A 17,457-nucleotide genomic window follows, 5' to 3' on the forward strand; every position below is an offset into this window, starting at 1 on the left:
TTGCCGTGCCCCTGCCGCGCTACACGAATCTACTCATATAGCGCCGGAAAGCCGCTTTCCTGCAGCATGATGTTGGCTTCCCGCAGAAACGCAGGCGTGGCGGTTTCAGGCACGCGCACCAGCCATTGCGCGGCATCCTGCTTCCGTCCGCGCAGCAACAGCAGCCGGCCCAGGTGGAACATGCCGCGGAAGTCGCCGCCTTCGGCGCAGCGCTGGTAGCAGCCGAAGGCGCGCTCCATGTCCTGCTCGACCACCTCGCCGGCCTCGTAAAAGCGGCCGACGACGCCGATGGACTTCACGTGGCCGGCGTCTGCCGCCTTTTGATAGAGCGCCAACGCCGCCGCGGGATTCTGCGCCACGCTGCCGCGGCCGCTGCGCAGCATGTGGGCGTAGTTGTACATGCCCCAGTCCAGCCCCTTGTCCGCGGCCAGGCGGAACCAGTAGGCGGCGACCGTGTCGTCCTGCGGCACGCCCCAGCCATTCTCGTAGCAACGGCCCACCATGTTGATGGCCATGGGGTGATCGGCATGGGCGGCGCGCTTGAACCACGTCAGCCCCTGTTCCGGATCGCGCTCCACGCCCGTGCCGTCCAGCAGCATCTGGCCGTAGATGGTCTGGGCTTCGATCAGCCCCAGTTCGGCCGCCGCGCGGATCCATGCCGCGTAGTCCTCGGCCGGCCCCTGTTCGCGCAGCCGGGCCAGTTCTTCTGGCGTGGTTGCGGCTACATCGGCCGCGGTATAGGTCTTCATGTCTTGTTCCTTGCGCGATCCCAGGCCTGCGCCAGGTTGCGCGCCAACGCCTCGCCGGTCTCGGTGGGCTCGCGGCGCACGCCACAGGCCGCCATGTCCACGGTGCGCAGGCCCGCATAGCCGCAGGGATTGATGCCCAGGAACGGCGCCAGGTCCATCTGCACGTTCAGCGACACGCCGTGATAGGCCCGGCCATTGCGGATCTTGATGCCCAGCGCGGCGATCTTGGCCAGTTCGCCCCCGTCCGGATCGGGCACGTAAACGCCCGGCGCGCCGGGCTTGCGGCAGGCGTCGGCCACGCCCATCTGGGCCAGCGTGTCGATGACCGCGCCTTCCAGCAAATTGACGTATTCCTTGACGTAGATGTCGGCGCGGCGCAGATCGAACAGCGCATAGGCCATGACTTGGCCAGGCCCGTGATAGGTCACCTGCCCGCCGCGGTCGCAATGGACGATGGGGATGTTGCCGGGGTTGAGCACATGCTGGGGCAGGCCGGCCTGCCCCAAGGTGTAGACCGGCGCGTGTTCGCAGAGCCAGATCTCGTCAGGCGTATCGGCGCCGCGCAGATTGGTGTACGCCTGCATGTCGTGCCAGACCGACAGGTAGTCGGCCGGCCGCGCGAGCCACTTGATCACAGCTGTCCCGCTCTTGCGCTAGAGGACGATGGACACCATCGGATGGCCATGCAGGGCGCGGTAGAGCGCGTCCAGCTGCTCGCGCGAGGTCGCGCGCACCGTGAAGGTCAGGCCCATGTAGTTACCGCCCTTGCTGGGCCGCATTTCCACCGTGGCGGCGTCGAACTCGGGATCGAACTGCAACACGACTTCGGTCAGCGTCTGCGCGAATTCGGGATGCTGCTTGCCCATGACCTTGATGGGAAAGTCGCTGGGATATTCGATGAGGGAGTCTTCGGGCGGGATATGTTGCATGATGTGCCTATAAGGTATTGCCCCACAGGGCGCGGCCACGGCTCGATACTGCACCCGAGGATGCCTGCCACGAGGCGGCCAGATCCTGTCTATATGGGGGCAAACCGCCAGCCGGCAAGGCCGCCGGGGCGGCCCCGCAGGAGCCGCCCGGTAACGCCGGACTCAGAGCGCGGCGATGCGGGCATCATAACCCGCCCGCAATTGCGCAAAAACGGGGCCGGGCTTGCCCGAGCCCACCGGCTTGCCGTCCAGCGAGACGATGGCCAGCACTTCCTTGGTGGCCGAGGACAGCATCAGCTCGTCGGCCTCTTCCACCTCTTGGCGCGAGATCGGGCGCGACTCGAACGGGATGCCGGCCTCGGCGGCCAGCTCGCCCATCAGGCCGTAGCGGATGCCTTCCAGGATCAGGTTGTTCTTCGGCGGCGCCAGCAGCTTGCCGCCGGAAACCACCCAGATGTTGGTGGACGAGCCTTCGGTCAGGTAGCCGTCGCGGAACTGCACCACTTCGTCGACCTGCGCATCGACCGCCTGCTGCTTGGCCAGCACGTTGCCCAGCAACGACACCGATTTGATCTCGCAATGCAGCCAGCGTTCGTCGGGGATGCTGATGGCGGCGAGGCCGCGTTCGCGCTGCGCGGCAGGCGGCGGCGCCCAGGCCGAGATCATGCCGAAGACCGTCGGCGCGACGGGCGTCGAGGGGAACTGGTGGTCGCGCTTGGCCACGCCACGCGTCACCTGCAGATAGACGATGCAGGTTTCAAGGTTGGTGCGCGCCAGCAGCTGCTGGATCAGGTCGATCCAGCCTGCGCGGTCGAAGGGCTGCGCGATCCGCAAGGCAGCCAGGCTGCGGTCCAGGCGGTCGAGGTGTTCGGCCATGCGGAATGCATTGCCTTGGTACACGGGGACGACTTCGTAGATGCCGTCGCCGAAAATGAAGCCGCGGTCCAGGACGGAGACCTTGGCCTCGTCCACACGCAGAAACTCACCGTTGAGATACACCTGGCTTTCGCCCGGCACGCCCGGAATCATGAGGCACTCCTGAATATGAAATGGAGAGGGACGAACCGTCCGGTCCGTCCCGTGAATAGAGCACGGGCGTTTCATGCGAAACGCCCGTTGCTAGCTTACACCCGCGATAGCGCCCGCGGCGCGGCAGGATTACTCGAACCAGCGCTTGACGGTATCGACCATGCGGCCGAAGAAGCCGGCGCGTTCGACCGCGTCCTGCACCACCAGCGGTTCGGTGCGCAGCACCTTGCCGTCCAGCGTGAACTGCAGGGTGCCGACCTGCTGGCCCTTGGCCAGCGGGGCGATCAGCGGATCCGTGCGCTGCGCCACCGGCTTCAGATCGCCAGCCTTGCCACGCGGCACTGCGATCGACACGGGGTTGGGCGGGCCCAGCTTGACGTTTTCAACCGTGCCTTCCCAGACGCGCGCGTCGATGCCGGGCTGGCTCTTGTCGAACAGTTTCACGGTGTCGAAGTTCTGGAAGCTCCAGTTCAGGAGCTTCAAGCTTTCCTCGGCGCGCGTGGCTTCGCTGTCCGTGCCCACCACGACCACCAGGATGCGGCGGTCGCCGCGCACCGCGGTCGACACCAGGCAGTAACCGGCCGAATCGGTGTGGCCGGTCTTCATGCCGTCCACCGACGGGTCGGCCCACAGCAGGCGGTTGCGGTTGGGCTGGGTGATCTTGTTGTAGGTGTAGCTCTTCTGCTTGTAGTAGTGGAAGTGATCCGGGTGGTCGGTGATCAGGTGCGAAGACAGGATCGCCAGATCGCGCGTGGACGTCATGTGCTGCGGATCCGGCAGGCCCGTGGCGTTCATGAAGTGCGTGTTGCGCATGCCCAGGCGTTCGGCTTCCTGATTCATCAGCGAAGCGAAGGAGGCCTCGCTGCCGCCCACGGCCTCGGCCAGGGCCACGGAGGCATCGTTGCCGGACTGCACGATCATGCCCTGATTCAGCTCGTCGACAGTGACCGGCTTGCGCGGTTCGATGAACATGCGCGAACCGCCCGTGCGCCAGGCGCGCTCGGACACCGGCACGGTCTGCTCCAGCGTCAGGCGCTTTTCGTCCAGCGCGTTGAACACGACGTAGGCCGTCATGATCTTGGTGAGCGAGGCCGGTTCCACCTTCATGTCCGGGTTGGAAGCGGCCAGGGTCTGGCCGCTGTTCACGTCCATCACGATCCAGGCCTTGGCTGCGATCGTGGGGGCCGGCACGGCCGAGACGTCGCCCACGGGCACCACCGCCGAAGCATTCGGCGCCGGGGCCGCGGCGCCGGCAGCTGCAGCGGGTGCCGCGGCGGGAGCCTGCTGCGCCCAGACCGGCATCGAAGCCGCCAGCATGGCTGACAGCACCGCGCCTGACAGCAGGCGGCGGGTAAAGACAACGGGGGAGTGAGCGGAGTAAGGCAAATTCTTCATCGGCAACGTGGGTCCAGTAATGACGCCCGCCGGCGCGGGGCAAGTGGCTGACAATTATAGGCAGTCGATCAGACCCGTCCGGCCCGCCCGGGGTTCCCGCGAGTCGAAAACATGCAACCTGATGCAACCTGCGGCCGCATTCAGGCTCGTTGCTTCAAATCGGATCAGTCCAGCGCGACCTTCAGCCGCGCCTGCACCAGTTGTCGCAGCACCAGCAGTTTGCCGTGGAAGAAGTGCGATGCGCCCGGCACCACCACCACGGGGATGGAACGCGGGCGCGCCCAGTCCATGGCTTCGGACAGCGGCACGACTTCGTCTTCCTCGCCGTGCACCATCAGCGTGTCGTCCGGCACCTGCACTTCGTGCGATTGGAAACGGTTCACGGCGGGGCCCATCAGCATCAGGGCGGAGGGCAGTACCGTATCGCCCTGTTCGGCGAGTGCGGCATAGGTCTGCGCCGCGACGGCAGTGCCGAACGAAAAGCCGGCCAGCACCCACGGCGCCTGGGCCAATTCCGGATGCAGTTCGCGCATCTGCGCCACGACCGCCAGCATGTCCTGGGTTTCGCCGACGGATTTGTCGAAGGTGCCCTCGGACTGCCCGACGCCGCGGAAATTGGGCCGCACCGCCACCAGGCCATGCTGCACGCAGGCGCGCGACAGGGTCGTGACCACCTTGTTCTCGCGCGCGCCGCCCTGCAGCGGGTGCGGATGCAGGACCAGCGCCCAGCCTCGCGGCGTACCCGCGGGCCAGTCCACGGCGCAATCGATGCGGCCGGCGGCTCCGTTGAAGGCATGGGTTTCAGTACGTGCGGACATGGCGTGACTCAGGATGCGGGAAAAACAGCGATCTTAACCGCCCGGCCTGGCGGCGGGCTTCAGCGTCGTGGCAAGCCACTGCGCCAATTGATCCGCGGCATCGTCCGTCGCCTGGCGCAATGCCGCGACCCCGCCCTGCGCGTCCTGCGTGGGTGCGGGCGCGCGCGCCTCGATGCGCGTCTGGCCCACCACGCTGCGGCCGCTGAGCAAGACCGCCTGCAGCAGCACGCGGCCTTCGCTGGACTGGCCGTCGGCGGCGAATACCTGCTCGAACTGGGACAACGACACCTGCATTTGCGGCGTCTGCAGGGTGACGCGCTCGTCCAGCACCGGCCCCTGGCGCGACAGGCGCTCCGTGAGGCGCTGACGCACCAGGTCCGCCGGCGGCGAGGCCCAGCGGTAGCTGGCATAGGCCTTGGGCGCGGCGCTGTCGCCCACGCGCCAGATCACCCCCGTGTCGGACAGGCTGGGCACGGCCTGGAAGACCAGCGCAAGCGGCGCCCGCGCGGGCAAGACCGGCGTGGGCCGGGAGTCCAGGCCCAGGTCGAACACCGAAGGCGGGGCAGCCACGCGGCCGATGCCGCAACCGGCCAGGGCCAGCGTCAGGATTAGAACGGCGCTACGCATCTTCATCATTTGGGCGATCTCCCGAAGCCTGCAAAGCCGGCCTCGCCGGGCCCGGGCTCGCGGGGCGCCGGGCCGAACAGGAACGATTGCGGCGTGTTGTCCACACGGCGCAGGGTAACGGTGGCGCCGCGCGCGGCCGCGCTGACGTTGGTGGCCATGCTGGTGATGGCGGGCAAGGTCTCGCCATCCAGCCGCGCGGCGGCCAGGGCGATGTCATTGAGGCTGCTGGTGGCGGCGGACAGGGGGCCGTCGGGCGCGTTCAGGCGCGCCAGCGACTGGCGGGCCTGCGCAGCCAGGTCGCCGACTTCCCGCGCGGCGCGGTCGGCCTGGCGCGAGGTCTTGTCCAGCGAATCAATCAGGGGACCGAGCTTGGCCAGCGTGGGCGCCAGATCCTGGCTCGCGCCCCTGAGCGACTGGGTGATGTCGGTGGCGTTCTGCAGCGTGGCGGTGAGCGCCTGCACGTTCTGCTCGCTGAGCACGCGCCGCAACTGCTCGGTGACCTCTTCCACGTTGGAGATCAGCTTGCCGCCACGCTGCTCGATGCGGTCCAGAAAGCCCGGACGCAGCGGAATCGCGGCCGGATTCGCCGCCGACGAGGCCAGCCGCTTCATCGAGGAACCGTCGTCGCGCAACTCCACATTGGAAATGCCGGTCACGCCCTGCACGCCCAGTTCGGCCCAGGTGGACTCGGTAATCGGCGTGTTCGGCGCCACGCCGATGCGGATGCGCACCTGCCCGGGCTTGTCCGGGTTCAGGGCCAGCGACTGCACCTTGCCCACCGGTACGCCCTGGTAGCGCACCGTGGACTGCGGATTCAGGCCGCTGACGGCGGTCGCGGAGATAATTTCGTATGGCTGAAGCTGAGTCCGGTCGCGTCCGATCCAGATGGCCACCAAGGCGGCTGCGGCCAGCAAGGCCAGCGTGAAGATGCCGGCCATGAGCGCATGACTACGGTTTTCCATGATGCAATCCCTTCGGCGCCAGATCCCCCAGCGCCCGCAAACCGCGCTCGCCCAGGAAGAATGTGTGAATGAACGGGTGATCGACCTTCAGTACTTCCGGCACCGTGTCGCACACGATCACCCGTTTGTCCGCCAGCACGGCGACGCGCGTGGCCAACGCCAGCAGCGTGTCCAGGTCGTGCGTCACCATGACGACGGTGAATCCCAATTGCCGGTGCAGGCTGCGCACCAGGTCCACGAACTCGTCGGAGCGCAGCGGGTCCAGGCCGGCCGTGGGTTCGTCCAGGAACAGCAGTTCCGGATCCAGCGACAAGGCGCGCGCCAGCGCCACGCGCTTGACCATGCCGCCCGACAGGTCCGACGGCCGCTTGTCGGCGTCGCGCGCCGACAAGCCCACCATCGCCAGCCGGCACATGACCACGTCGCGCACCAGGTCTTCCGGCACCGTGCGCAATTCGCGCAGCGGCAGAGCCACATTGTCGAACACCGACAGCGCGGAGAACAACGCCCCCGCCTGGAACAGCATGCCCCAGCGATAGGACAGCCGCCGGCGTTCAGCCGCCGTCAGTTCAAACAACGAATGGCCCAGCACCCGCACCGTGCCCGCAGCTGGCCGGTCCAGCCCGATGATCTGCCGCAGCAACACCGTCTTGCCCGTGCCCGAACCTCCCACCAGTACCAGGATCTCGCCCGGGAAGACGGTCAGGTCCAGATTGTCGTGCACCACATGATCGCCAAACGCCGTGCGCAGCCCGCGCACCGTGATGACGGGTTCTACCGTAACGCCGTCCTCGGCGAAGAGCTTGTGCTGGGCGGCGCTATTCATCAGATGCCCACCGAGCTGAAGATCACGGCATACAGCGCATCCAGCAGGATCACGCCGGTAATCGAGGTGACCACCGAGGTGGTGGTGCCGCGCCCCAGGCTTTCCGTGTTGGGCTGGATGCGCAGGCCGAAATGGCAGGCGATCAGCGCGATCAGCATGCCGAACGTCACGCCCTTGAGGATGCCGATCCAGTAGTTCGTCAGCGAAATCGCGTCCGGCAGCGACTGCAGGAACCATTGCGCCGACACGCCCAACTGCATTTGCGCGGCGAGCATGCCGCCCAACAGCGCCATGGCGTCCGTCCACAGCACCAGCAGCGGCATGGTGATGGCCAGCGCCACCACCCGCGGCAGGATAAGCCGCTGCCCGTGCGAAATGCCCATGACCAGCATCGCGTCCAACTCCTGCGTCACCCGCATCACGCCGATCTGCGCCGTGATGGCCGAGCCCGAACGGCCCGCCACCAGGATGGCGGCCAGCACCGGACCCAGCTCGCGCACGATGGACACACCCAGCAGGCGCACGATGAAACGATCGGCGCCAAACATCTGCAGCTGCTGCGCCGACAGGTAGGACAGCACCACGCCGATCAGGAAGCCGACCAGCGCCGTGATACCCAGCGCCTGCGCGCCGGTGCGGTACACCTGCGCCGAAATCTCGCGCCATGGCCCCAGCCGCGGCCGCAGCAGCATTCCGCCCAGGTCCAGGACCAGCTGCCCCAGCATGATGAGCAAGGCGCGGCCATTGTCGATAGCCTGGAATATCGCCTCGCCCACCGCTCTCAGCCAGCCCCACGGATCGCGCTTGGGCGCGGCGGCCGGGGTCTCGCCCTTGTTCATGGCCAGCGCGTTGAACACGTCCTGCTGGCCGGCGGACCAGCGCACGCGCTCGGGCAGCTTGTGGCCCCAGGCTTCCCAGATCAGCAGCGCGCCGATGGTGTCCAGCCGGCCGATGCCGTGCAGGTCCCAGCGCGCGCCGCCATCCGTGGCGCAGGCCAGCGCCTCGCGGCGACGTTGGACCTCGCCCGGCTCGGCCAGCGCCAGCACGCTCCAGTCGCCGGCCACATGGCACACGCCTCCTTCGAAACGGAAGGGCGCGGCGGCGGCAGGTGTGGACGAAGCGGAATGCGGCATGAAGACAGAATACCGATGCAAAATGTATCGCCAATCATAAACGCTGGCGCCGTCCGGCCGCGAGCGCAGGCCGCGTGCCCTACAATCGCCGCCATGTCCGCTCAAGCCAGCCCCATCGACCTGCCCGCGCCGGAAACCCTGGCCCGCATGCTCAGCACGCGCCTGCCCGCCTTCCAGGACATCTCCTGGACCGGCAGCACCGGATCGACCAATGCCGACCTCCTGGCCCGCGCTCGCGCAGGCGGCGGCGGCAAACCCTGGCTGCTGGGCACGCACCTGCAGGAAACCGGCCGCGGCCGCGCCGGCCGTCCGTGGCAGAACCGCACGGGCTCCACGCTGATGTTCTCCTGTGCCTTCGACGTGCACCTGCCGCCCGCGCAACTGCCCGCGCTGTCGCCGCTGGCCGGCATCGCTGCCTGCGAGGCTCTGCGCACCGTCGCCGGCCCGCAGGCCGCCGGGCTGTGCATGAAGTGGCCCAACGACGTGCAGTGGCACGACGCCAAGCTGGCAGGGGTACTGGTGGAGACCACCCGCAACCCCGGCGGCAGCGAGGCCGGCCATACGGTCGTCATCGGCATGGGCGTGAACCTGACCGACGCCGCCCGGCTGTCGCTCGCGCTGGAACGCGAAGTCGCCGACTGGAGCCAGGTGCAGGCAGCCGCCGCCCGCCAGGCCTCCGCCGCCGACCTGGTCTGCGCCAGCGCCATGGCCTGGCTGGAAGCGGTGCGGACGCTGGAGCGCGAGGGCTTTGGCGCCTTCAAGCCACGTTTCGACCAAGTGGACGCTTTGGCCGGCCGCAAGGTCAACGTGCTGGACAAGGGCGCTATTCTTCTAGGCGGAACCGCCTGCGGCGTGGACGAACAAGGCCGCCTGCTGGTGCAAACCCCCGAGGGCACCCAGCCGATCCTGGTCGGTGAAATCTCGATTCGACGCCAAGCATGATTATTCTCATCGACTCCGGCAACAGCCGTCTCAAGGTGGGTTGGCTGGACGCCGGCAACTCCGACGCGCCGCGCGAACCCGCGGCGGTCGCCTTCGACGGCCTGGACCTGGACGCCCTGGACCGCTGGCTGGCCGCCCTGCCGCGCCGTCCCCTGCGCGCGCTGGGTGTGAACGTTGCCGGCGAGGCGCGCGGCGCGGCCATCGCCGCCATCCTGCAAAAACATGGCTGCGCGGTGACCTGGTCGCCGTCACAGGCAACCACGCTGGGGCTGATCAACAGCTACAAGACGCCCACGCAGCTGGGCGCCGACCGCTGGGCCTCGCTGCTGGGCGTGCTGTCGCGCCTGCCGGGGGCACACCCGCCCTTCGTGCTGGCCAGCTTTGGCACCGCCACCACCATCGACACCGTCGGCCCCGACAACGTCTTTGCCGGCGGCCTGATCCTGCCGGGTCCGGCCATGATGCGCAGCGCGCTGGCCCACGGCACCGCCAACCTACCCATCGCCAATGGCCAGGTCGTGGCCTATCCCACGGACACGCACGAGGCCATCGCCTCCGGCATCGCCGCCGCGCAGGCCGGCGCCGTCGTGCGCCAATGGCTGGCCGGACGCCAGCGTTACGGCCAGACGCCGCAGATCTACGCGGCGGGCGGCGGCTGGCCCGAAGTGCACCAGGAAATCGAACGCCTGCTGGCGGACGCGGGCGGCACCGAAGGTGCGGCCCCCGTACCCATCTATCTGGATCACCCCGTCCTGGACGGCCTGGCCGCGGTCGCCCGCGCCACCCTGGACGACCAAGCCTGAACGGGAGACCCCGGCCATGCGCGTGCTCTTCATCCTCATCCTGCTGGCGAATCTGGGGGTTTATGCGTTGGGCCAGGGCTGGCTGGGCGTGCGCCCCGAGGACGAAGGCCGCGATCCGCGCCGCTTCAACCAGGAACTGAATCCGGGCGCGGTGACCCTGGTTCCCAAGACCGCGCCTGCCGCCCCCTGAGCCCCATCCGGCGCACGCGCCGGTGAGCGCGGGCGCTAGCCCGCCTTTCCTGCCTCCAGCCAGGGTGCCAGCGCGTCCAGCGTGCGCCCCGTGGCTCCCGAATGCATGCGGAACCATGCCAGCGCCGCCTCAGCCGTGCGCTGGCGGCGCGGTTCGTCCGCCAGCAGCGCCATCGCCGCCTCCACCGCCTGGCCGGCGTCGGCCGCGCGCAGCACGGCGCCCGCCGCGATGGCGTCTTCCGCCGCCTGCTTGAAATTGAAGGTGTGCGGGCCGACGATGACCGGCACGCCCGCCGCGCAGGCCTCGATCAGATTTTGCCCGCCCAGCGGCGCAAAGCTGCCCGCCACGATCGCGACATCCGACGCGGCGTAGTGGAACGCCATCTCGCCCAACGTGTCGCCGAGCAGCACGGCCGTGCCCGGCCCCGGCGCCACGCCTTCGGAGCGCCGGACGTACGGCAACCCTGCATCCGACAATAGGCGCGCGGCCTCGTCAAAGCGCTGCGGATGGCGCGGAATCAACAAAAACAGGGGCGCACCAGGCGCAGCCGCATGGCGTTTGATGGCCTCGATGAAGCCGCTGTCCTCGCCCTCGCGCGTGCTGGCCACCGCCACCACATGCCGGCCCAGCTGTTCGCGCCAAGCCTGCCCCGCGGCAACCTGCGCCGCCGGCAGGACCAGATCGAATTTCAGATTGCCCGTCACGACGGGCTGCGGCGCCCCGGCCTGCACCAGCCGGCCCGCGTCCTCGGCGGTCTGCGCCAGCACCGAGTCCAGTCCGCCCAGCGCTTCGCGCATCACGCCGCCCATCCTGCCCGCCTGGCGCAGCGACGACGCCGAAAAGCGGGCGCTGACCAGCGCCATGGGCACGCCCGCAGCGCGCGCGGCCGCCAGCAGGTTCGGCCAGATCTCCCGTTCGATGAGCAGGCCGCAGCGCGGCCGATACGCCGCCATGAAACGGCGGGTCGCGCCGGGAAAATCATAAGGCAGCCAGGCCTGGCGCAACTGGCCGCGGGCAATCGCTTCCGTGTACTGGCGCGCGCCCTCGGCGCGGCCGGTGGCTGTCATGTGCGTAAGCAGCACCGGCAGGCCGCGGTCCAGCAAGGCTTGCAGCAGAGGCTGCGCGGCACGCGTCTCGCCCAGGCTGACGGCGTGCACCCAGACCGGAGCGGTCCAGGACGCGGCAGCGGCGGGCCCGACATGGCCGAAGCGTTCAGAAGAGAAGATTTCCCATTGCCCGCCCGCGCGCCGGGCGCGGTGGCCCATCCAGAGCCAGACCAGCGGTGACAGAGCCCTGAGCGCCAGCGAGTAGACGCCGCGGTTCATGTCACTGTGCGGCCAAAGCCTGCTCCACCGCCGCCATCACGGCTTCGCGCGACGGCGAAGCTCCGCGGTCGCCCAGGCTGGCGGTGTAGCTGGAACCGACCAGCGGCGTGCGCACCGGGGTGGAAGCACGGTAAATGCCGATGGTGGGCCGGCCCAACGCGGCCGACAAATGGGTCAGGCCGCTGTCCAGCCCCACCATCAGGCGGGACCCAGCCAGCAAACGCGCCACCGCGGTCAGGTCCATGCGGGGCATCACCTCGGCGCCATCCATGCCGGCAATCAGCAACCGGGCCCGCTCGGCCTCCTGCTCATTTCCCGCCAGCAGTTTCAGGGTGCAGCCTGCGTCACGCAGACGGCGGAACACGACGCGCCAGTCTTCTTCCGGCCAGAGCTTGTCGTCGCGGCTGGCCGACGGCATGATCACGGCATAGCCGCGGTCCGTATCCAGGTGGTGCAAGCGCGGCAGTTCGCCGACGTTCAGACCCTCGCTGCCGACTTCCAGCACCGGGTCCGCCGCAGGCTGCGTCGCCTGGCGCGCAAAAGCCTGCAAGCCGAAATCGGGCGCGCCGGCGTATTGGTAGCCGAACGTCAGGGCGGCCAGCTTGCGCTGGCGGATCACCGCCGGCTGCCAGAACTCCACCCGATGCCGCACGTTGTAGAACAGCGAAGCCAGCGGTTCGCGCGCCGAACGCCAGTCCAGCCCATGCCGCACGCCGCGGGTCTGGCGCACCAGCCAGGCGGATTTCAAGAGCGCCTGCATGTCCAGGACGATGTCGTACTGCACCGAGCGCAGCCGCTCCTTCAGCGCCTTGCGCTCCGCCCGCACTTCCGCCGACCACCAGGCTTTGCGCCAACGGCGATGAGCAACCTTGATGACCTGATTGACCGCCGGATGCCAGGCAGGAATGTCGGCAAAGGCTTCTTCCGCGATCCAGTCGATCTGGGCATCGGGCACATGGCGGGCAATGTCGGATATTGCCGGCAACATGTGCACGAGATCACCTAGCGATGAGGTGCGGACGATGAGAATTCTTGTAGGCATCAAGTGTGGGGCAATACGGGTGAAGCTGCGAATTTACAACAAAGCTTAGCCCTCGTAGCCCTTGGGATTCTGCGATTGCCAGCGCCAGCCGTCCACGCACATCTGCTCGATCGTGCGCTCAGCACGCCACCCCAACAGCCGATGGGCAAGTTCGGGATTGGCCCAGGCCGAAGCGATGTCACCGGCTCGGCGCGGCATGACCTCGTAAGGAATGCTGCGTCCGCTGGCCTGTTCAAAGGCCGCGACGAGTTGTAACACACTAGTACCGCGGCCCGTACCTAGATTTACGGCAGTAAAGCCGGCGTGGCCCTTCAAGGCCACGTCGACCGCCTTGACGTGGCCTTCGGCCAAGTCATCGACGTGGAGATAATCGCGCACCCCCGTCCCGTCCACAGTTTCATAGTCATCGCCAAACACCGCGAGGCGCTCGCGCTTGCCCACCGCCACCTGGGTTATGTAGGGGAACAGGTTATTCGGTATGCCGCTGGGCGCCTCTCCTATCGTCCCACTCTCGTGCGCGCCAATGGGATTGAAATAGCGCAACGCAATGCCGCAGCGACCTCCGCCGATGTGGGCCCAATCCTTGAGGATCTGCTCGACGACCGCTTTGGACCAACCATATGGGTTGGTAGGCGCAATGCGGTGATCTTCCGTATACGGCAGACAGATTGGCTCGCCGTACACCGTGGCGGAAGAGCTGAAAACCATATTTCGGACCTCAGCCCTATCCATGGCAGCCAGCAGCGTGATCGTACCTCCAACGTTGTTGGCGTAGTAGTGCAAAGGCTGCTCCACAGACTCGCCAACCGCCTTTAGGGCTGCAAAATGGACCACCGTGGAAACAGGCGTGCCAAGATCGCGCTGCGTGGCGAAAATCCGGTCCAACAGCGCAGCATCGCAGATATCTCCAGACACGACTTCCAGCGCCACGCCTGCAAGCGCCTCTACACGCCGAAGCACCTCGGGCGAACTATTGGAGAAGTTGTCCAGCACGATCGGAGTAAAACCGCTCCGCAACAAGGCCAACAGCGTGTGCGACCCGATATAGCCGGCCCCGCCGGTGACTAGCAGTTTTTGATTCATTCTCGACTCGGCGCCATCAGCGGCGCAAAAAAAGCTCGTATACCAATTTGCGCATTCCATTGGGTGCCAATCGTACGGGCAGACGGAGCGCCAGATTGGCCAAAAAACGAAACGGACTGATAAAACGGCTGCGCAAGAAAGTCCGTTGCATGCCCCATTCGCTGGCCACGTACTTCAAGCCACCCCGCCGTTCGAACATGCCATGCCCTGTCCTGGCCAATACCAGAACTTCCGGGAGGTTAGCGGTACGCGCTCCCCGCTGCAACATACGCACCCATAGCGCGTAGTCCTCGTACATCGGCTCGTTGCCATACCCACCCGCAGCCAACGCGGCTTCGCGACGGAACATCACGGTCATGTGATTGAAAGGGTTGCGGCCGCGGGCATAGGCGGCAATCGCCTCATGCGTTTCGGGAACCCGTCGGATGCGGCCAGCCTCGGTCTGCGGATCCACATCGAATTCCCGTATCCATCCGCCACAGAGATCCAGGTCCGGATGCGCGCGAAGCCAGCCGATTTGGCGCTCGAATCTGTCCGGCACGAGCAGGTCGTCCGTGTCAAAGCGGGCTATCCAAGACGTCGAGCAGATCCGCAAACCGGCGGTCAACGCAGGTCCCAGACCCTGATTTTGGGGCAAGGCAAGCGACTTCAGCGGCAGCCTCGCGCGAAAGCTAGCTATCACGTCGTGCAAAGCGCTGGTCAACGGACCATCCTCCACCAGGACCACTTCCTGGATGGGAGTATGGCAATTGCACAGGCTTTCCAGCGCCTGTGCCAGATAAGCGGGCTGCTCCTTGGCATACACCGCCATCAACACGGAGAAGGCCCAAGGCTGGCGCGCAACCACCGTCGAAGACGTCGACAGCGGCATCAGATTAGTCTCCGCACCCTGCTGTAGAACCGGTACATGGCGATCATCATGCGCCGCAGCCGCGGACGCTGCACCATGCGTCGCACAAAATTGACCAGCTCGACCTCCTTCTCCGACAGACTGGGACCTGCCAGTTGCGTGCCACCCACGTCGGAGGAATTAACCAGGCTGTACAACACATTCGCATCCAGACGGGTCAGGCCCGAGGTATTGCGCACCAACCGACGGCGGCCGAAGTAGCGGTTGTAAGTCTTCGACATGCTGGAAGGCGTGTTGCGATAAAGATAGCCAGCACTCGGAATCAGCGAGAAGCGTTTTCCGCTCCAGGCAAGGCGCGAGTAGAAAGCCCAATCTTCCCAGACCGACCGATCCGACTCATCCCATCCGCCAAAGTCCCTCAACGGCTGCGTGCGCACCATCACATTGGAGGTGATGTACTGGTTTTCCAGCAACGCGAGCGCGCGCGCTTCAGGCACGCCCAGCGCCTTCCAAAACCAGCCTTCGCGCAAGGCTTGAGCGCCGTTCCGCAGGTCATCGATATCGGTGAAATGGATCGCAAAGCCGGTCGCAGCCAGCAGCGACGGATCCGCGCGCATGGCCATAACAGCCCTTTCCAGCGTATTACGCAACAAGACGTCGTCACTGTCGATAAAGAAGGTGAGCTCGCTTCCCGACAGCGCGAGCCCCGCATTGCGCGCCCCTGCCAAGCCGCGATTCTGCTGACGATGCACACGCAGCGGCACGCGGTCTCCGAGAGCCCGCACCGCATGTGCCTGCAATTGCGCAGCGTAATCCTCGCGTGAACCGTCATCCACGATGATCACTTCTTTCGGCAACAGGCGAGACGCGCAGATGGACTGCAGCAGTTCTCCGAGCAACGCGAAATCCGTGTTGTAGACAGGCACGACGATACTCAGATCGCACGCGGCTTCCGTATCCAGTACTGGCCACGCGGGGACGGACGTCGGCCGGTCCTTGCGAGACCACCAAGCGTTGATGTCGCGCTGTCGCTGACGGATGCGCTGGCGCGAGTGGTTCAGAGCCGCTTCGTAGCCGGCAGGCTCGACAGTCAACACTTCGTCCATCTTGCGCTGCAGCGCAATCGCGTCGGGCGCGGAAAAAAAACGCGCGACGTGCTCCGGATCGTCGACGACCTCAATGGCCCCGCCGGTGTTGTACGCCACCAGCAAAGTACCCATCAACAACTGTTCAAGAATCACGAAGGGATAATTTTCGCCGCGCGACGGCACCACGAAGAGGCTGTCAGCCGCGTGCTCCTGCGTAAACTCGATGAGCTGCGCATGAGTCAGGTGCATGTCCTTGTAGCTTGCGTACTTCGCAAGACGGACCCTGTCTTCTTTCGACGGAGCCAGCGGCCCGAGCGATACAATCTCCTCGATATCTTTCAGCCGCCCGGTTTCGCCCAACGCTTCAATCGCCTTGACGAAATCCGGCCAACCCTTGAGCTGGTTATATTTGCCGACGAAAACAATACGTTTGATCTTTTTGTACGAAATCGTACCGGTGTCCCGCACCAGATCGAGGTCAAAGGGTAGCCGCGTAATGCTCAGATTGGCCGGTTCGTAGCCGAACTCCTGCTGCAACAACTGCTTTCCAAGATACGACGACGGTGCATAGCATTCGTCGGCGTGCTTGAACAGGTAGGCGTCTCGGATTGCCTGCGCCGCTTCATACGGCGTGTAATTCATGGCGCCCTCGTCCTGGGCGCCGTACTTCACATAGTCGATCGAACCGTGCATGAAAATGCGCACGTTCAACCACGCGGGTAGGCAGCCGGTCCGTTTGGCCTGCACAATGCGGAACCCGATGGACTTGTAGTCCTGGATCTCCACGACAACCAAATCCGGCAGCAGAAACAAAACGCAATATAGCGATTCGAGCAAGCCGAGCCCGTCAAAGAAGCACTCTTTGCTGCCTTGCTCGCCGAACATCCGCGGCAAAAATGTACGCCCGTCCTTGGCTGTCGCAACCGGCAGATCGATGTCGCAGAACAGCACGGAAACCTTAGGGTCGATCGCCTTGATGTTGCTCGTGTAGGTGCCGATTCCTCCCGTCGGACGGATCGACGCGTCCTCTGTCGTGACCAGCAGAAGATCCGAACAGGCAAGGCCCGCTGAAAAACCCAAACCAGTCAAATGATCCCGGTAGCCGGTCTCGGACAGCACGGCGACGCGCGCCGTTGTCGTCCCCTGCCTGTTTTCACTGCTGGCTGCAAAACCGCCAGCATCCAGAAACGCACCGAACTGAGCCGAAGTCCATTTGCGGAATCTGCCCTCGTCTGCGCCATGCAGGAACAACACCGGCCTACCTGTTTCGAGGCAGAACCGCTTAATCGCCAACAGGAACGGTCGAGGGTCGGCCAGATCGGCCAGAAAACCCGCGCTGATCGCCCAGGATCCTTGACCGGCATTAGCGCGCACGAAAGCCTCTGCCTGACCTTGCCATGAGTCGAGACCACCGGTAACCGACCATAGACCCGGCCCCGTCGCCTCGGCGTGGCAAAACACCCGCATGCGGGCATCCTCGGGCATTGCCGCAAATGCTCCGCACAACTGGATGCTCGCAAGCTTGTGCTCCTCCGCGAACTTCAGGACCGCATCCGGCCGTTCGCGAACGACAACGGGGCCTGCCCTGTCAACCAACAGGGAGGCCTCTCCCGCGCCGAAACCGGCAAACATCGATATGACCTTCAGGTCCATGCCCCTCCCGGAC

The 17,457-nt window shown here is 66.1% G+C and carries 18 protein-coding genes; 3 read left to right on the forward strand and 15 right to left on the reverse strand.

All coding sequences use genetic code 11. The annotated features are described in order from the left end of the window. Positions 1–29 precede the first annotated feature (29 nt). The 10 genes from IAG39_RS30310 to IAG39_RS30355 all read right to left on the reverse strand — a co-directional run bounded on the left by IAG39_RS30310 (position 30) and on the right by IAG39_RS30355 (position 8,468). On the reverse strand, positions 30–749 hold the full coding sequence (locus IAG39_RS30310; protein ID WP_059374094.1) for a tetratricopeptide repeat protein: 720 nt from the start codon (positions 747–749) through the stop codon (positions 30–32). Then, the gene (gene lipB / locus IAG39_RS30315; protein WP_059374092.1) at positions 746–1,384 is read right to left on the reverse strand and encodes a lipoyl(octanoyl) transferase LipB; all 639 of its coding nucleotides are present in this window, start codon (positions 1,382–1,384) and stop codon (positions 746–748) included. The genes IAG39_RS30310 and lipB overlap by 4 nt, the downstream gene beginning before the upstream one ends. 18 nt (positions 1,385–1,402) lie before the next feature. After that, positions 1,403–1,678, reverse strand: coding sequence for a YbeD family protein (locus IAG39_RS30320; protein WP_054457066.1), 276 nt, complete (start codon positions 1,676–1,678; stop codon positions 1,403–1,405). 162 nt (positions 1,679–1,840) lie between these two features. After that, positions 1,841–2,707: a D-amino acid aminotransferase gene (locus IAG39_RS30325; RefSeq protein WP_059374090.1), complete on the reverse strand. Its 867-nt coding sequence runs from the start codon at positions 2,705–2,707 to the stop codon at positions 1,841–1,843. Positions 2,708–2,836: 129 nt separating this feature from the next. Further along, the gene (locus IAG39_RS30330; protein WP_118933510.1) at positions 2,837–4,102 is read right to left on the reverse strand and encodes a D-alanyl-D-alanine carboxypeptidase family protein; all 1,266 of its coding nucleotides are present in this window, start codon (positions 4,100–4,102) and stop codon (positions 2,837–2,839) included. A 164-nt stretch (positions 4,103–4,266) separates the two neighbouring features. Then, complete coding sequence (locus IAG39_RS30335; RefSeq protein ID WP_059374087.1) at positions 4,267–4,920, reverse strand: alpha/beta hydrolase; 654 nt, start codon at positions 4,918–4,920, stop codon at positions 4,267–4,269. 33 nt (positions 4,921–4,953) lie between these two features. Next, positions 4,954–5,553: an ABC-type transport auxiliary lipoprotein family protein gene (locus IAG39_RS30340; protein ID WP_118933511.1), complete on the reverse strand. Its 600-nt coding sequence runs from the start codon at positions 5,551–5,553 to the stop codon at positions 4,954–4,956. Further along, a complete protein-coding gene (locus IAG39_RS30345; protein ID WP_059374086.1) occupies positions 5,553–6,509 on the reverse strand; it encodes an MlaD family protein in 957 nt (318 codons plus the stop codon). Before IAG39_RS30345 ends, IAG39_RS30340 begins: the two co-directional genes overlap by 1 nt. Next, positions 6,496–7,335 (reverse strand): ABC transporter ATP-binding protein, encoded by an 840-nt coding sequence (locus IAG39_RS30350; protein WP_088154656.1) that lies wholly within the window; start codon positions 7,333–7,335, stop codon positions 6,496–6,498. The genes IAG39_RS30345 and IAG39_RS30350 overlap by 14 nt, the downstream gene beginning before the upstream one ends. Beyond that, positions 7,335–8,468, reverse strand: coding sequence for an MlaE family ABC transporter permease (locus IAG39_RS30355; protein ID WP_059374082.1), 1,134 nt, complete (start codon positions 8,466–8,468; stop codon positions 7,335–7,337). The genes IAG39_RS30350 and IAG39_RS30355 overlap by 1 nt, the downstream gene beginning before the upstream one ends. 93 nt (positions 8,469–8,561) lie before the next feature. Between IAG39_RS30355 and IAG39_RS30360 the strand changes: the two genes are divergently transcribed. The 3 genes from IAG39_RS30360 to IAG39_RS30370 are packed head-to-tail and all read left to right on the forward strand — an operon-like array spanning position 8,562 to position 10,403. Then, positions 8,562–9,410: a biotin--[acetyl-CoA-carboxylase] ligase gene (locus IAG39_RS30360; protein WP_118933513.1), complete on the forward strand. Its 849-nt coding sequence runs from the start codon at positions 8,562–8,564 to the stop codon at positions 9,408–9,410. Beyond that, entirely contained in the window at positions 9,407–10,213 is an 807-nt protein-coding gene (locus IAG39_RS30365; protein ID WP_118933514.1) for a type III pantothenate kinase, read from the forward strand. Before IAG39_RS30360 ends, IAG39_RS30365 begins: the two co-directional genes overlap by 4 nt. A 16-nt stretch (positions 10,214–10,229) precedes the next feature. Continuing rightward, complete coding sequence (locus IAG39_RS30370; RefSeq protein WP_165867898.1) at positions 10,230–10,403, forward strand: hypothetical protein; 174 nt, start codon at positions 10,230–10,232, stop codon at positions 10,401–10,403. Positions 10,404–10,438: 35 nt separating this feature from the next. On the opposite strand, the gene IAG39_RS30375 is transcribed toward IAG39_RS30370, so the two are convergent. Genes IAG39_RS30375 through IAG39_RS30395 form a run of 5 tightly spaced genes read right to left on the reverse strand, consistent with a single transcriptional unit; the run spans position 10,439 to position 17,444 of the window. Further along, on the reverse strand, positions 10,439–11,728 hold the full coding sequence (locus IAG39_RS30375; RefSeq protein WP_118933515.1) for a 3-deoxy-D-manno-octulosonic acid transferase: 1,290 nt from the start codon (positions 11,726–11,728) through the stop codon (positions 10,439–10,441). Position 11,729: 1 nt separating this feature from the next. Next, positions 11,730–12,770 (reverse strand): lipopolysaccharide heptosyltransferase I, encoded by a 1,041-nt coding sequence (gene waaC, locus IAG39_RS30380; RefSeq protein WP_118933516.1) that lies wholly within the window; start codon positions 12,768–12,770, stop codon positions 11,730–11,732. 45 nt (positions 12,771–12,815) lie between these two features. Beyond that, positions 12,816–13,853 carry a UDP-glucose 4-epimerase GalE gene (gene galE, locus IAG39_RS30385; RefSeq protein WP_118933517.1) on the reverse strand — a complete coding sequence of 346 codons (1,038 nt, stop codon included), beginning with the start codon at positions 13,851–13,853 and terminating at the stop codon, positions 12,816–12,818. Between the two features lie 16 nt (positions 13,854–13,869). Next, complete coding sequence (locus tag IAG39_RS30390) at positions 13,870–14,724, reverse strand: glycosyltransferase (protein WP_118933518.1); 855 nt, start codon at positions 14,722–14,724, stop codon at positions 13,870–13,872. Further along, positions 14,724–17,444 (reverse strand): glycosyltransferase, encoded by a 2,721-nt coding sequence (locus IAG39_RS30395; RefSeq protein ID WP_118933519.1) that lies wholly within the window; start codon positions 17,442–17,444, stop codon positions 14,724–14,726. Before IAG39_RS30395 ends, IAG39_RS30390 begins: the two co-directional genes overlap by 1 nt. Positions 17,445–17,457 lie beyond the last annotated feature (13 nt).

Origin of the sequence: Achromobacter xylosoxidans (assembly GCF_014490035.1) — a bacterium.
Classification (GTDB): Bacteria; Pseudomonadota; Gammaproteobacteria; order Burkholderiales; family Burkholderiaceae_B; genus Achromobacter; species Achromobacter bronchisepticus_A.

Bases quoted from the DNA above. Each gene is read 5' to 3' on its own strand.
- IAG39_RS30310 (WP_059374094.1), bottom strand. From the start codon at position 749: ATGAAGACCTATACCGCGGCCGATGTAGCCGCAACCACGCCAGAAGAA.
- IAG39_RS30320 (WP_054457066.1), bottom strand. From the start codon at position 1,678: ATGCAACATATCCCGCCCGAAGACTCCCTCATCGAATATCCCAGCGAC.
- IAG39_RS30325 (WP_059374090.1), bottom strand. From the start codon at position 2,707: ATGATTCCGGGCGTGCCGGGCGAAAGCCAGGTGTATCTCAACGGTGAG.
- IAG39_RS30330 (WP_118933510.1), bottom strand. From the start codon at position 4,102: ATGAAGAATTTGCCTTACTCCGCTCACTCCCCCGTTGTCTTTACCCGC.
- IAG39_RS30335 (WP_059374087.1), bottom strand. From the start codon at position 4,920: ATGTCCGCACGTACTGAAACCCATGCCTTCAACGGAGCCGCCGGCCGC.
- IAG39_RS30340 (WP_118933511.1), bottom strand. From the start codon at position 5,553: ATGAAGATGCGTAGCGCCGTTCTAATCCTGACGCTGGCCCTGGCCGGT.
- IAG39_RS30345 (WP_059374086.1), bottom strand. From the start codon at position 6,509: ATGGAAAACCGTAGTCATGCGCTCATGGCCGGCATCTTCACGCTGGCC.
- IAG39_RS30350 (WP_088154656.1), bottom strand. From the start codon at position 7,335: ATGAATAGCGCCGCCCAGCACAAGCTCTTCGCCGAGGACGGCGTTACG.
- IAG39_RS30355 (WP_059374082.1), bottom strand. From the start codon at position 8,468: ATGCCGCATTCCGCTTCGTCCACACCTGCCGCCGCCGCGCCCTTCCGT.
- IAG39_RS30360 (WP_118933513.1), top strand. From the start codon at position 8,562: ATGTCCGCTCAAGCCAGCCCCATCGACCTGCCCGCGCCGGAAACCCTG.
- IAG39_RS30365 (WP_118933514.1), top strand. From the start codon at position 9,407: ATGATTATTCTCATCGACTCCGGCAACAGCCGTCTCAAGGTGGGTTGG.
- IAG39_RS30370 (WP_165867898.1), top strand. From the start codon at position 10,230: ATGCGCGTGCTCTTCATCCTCATCCTGCTGGCGAATCTGGGGGTTTAT.
- IAG39_RS30375 (WP_118933515.1), bottom strand. From the start codon at position 11,728: ATGAACCGCGGCGTCTACTCGCTGGCGCTCAGGGCTCTGTCACCGCTG.
- waaC (WP_118933516.1), bottom strand. From the start codon at position 12,770: ATGCCTACAAGAATTCTCATCGTCCGCACCTCATCGCTAGGTGATCTC.
- galE (WP_118933517.1), bottom strand. From the start codon at position 13,853: ATGAATCAAAAACTGCTAGTCACCGGCGGGGCCGGCTATATCGGGTCG.
- IAG39_RS30390 (WP_118933518.1), bottom strand. From the start codon at position 14,724: ATGCCGCTGTCGACGTCTTCGACGGTGGTTGCGCGCCAGCCTTGGGCC.
- IAG39_RS30395 (WP_118933519.1), bottom strand. From the start codon at position 17,444: ATGGACCTGAAGGTCATATCGATGTTTGCCGGTTTCGGCGCGGGAGAG.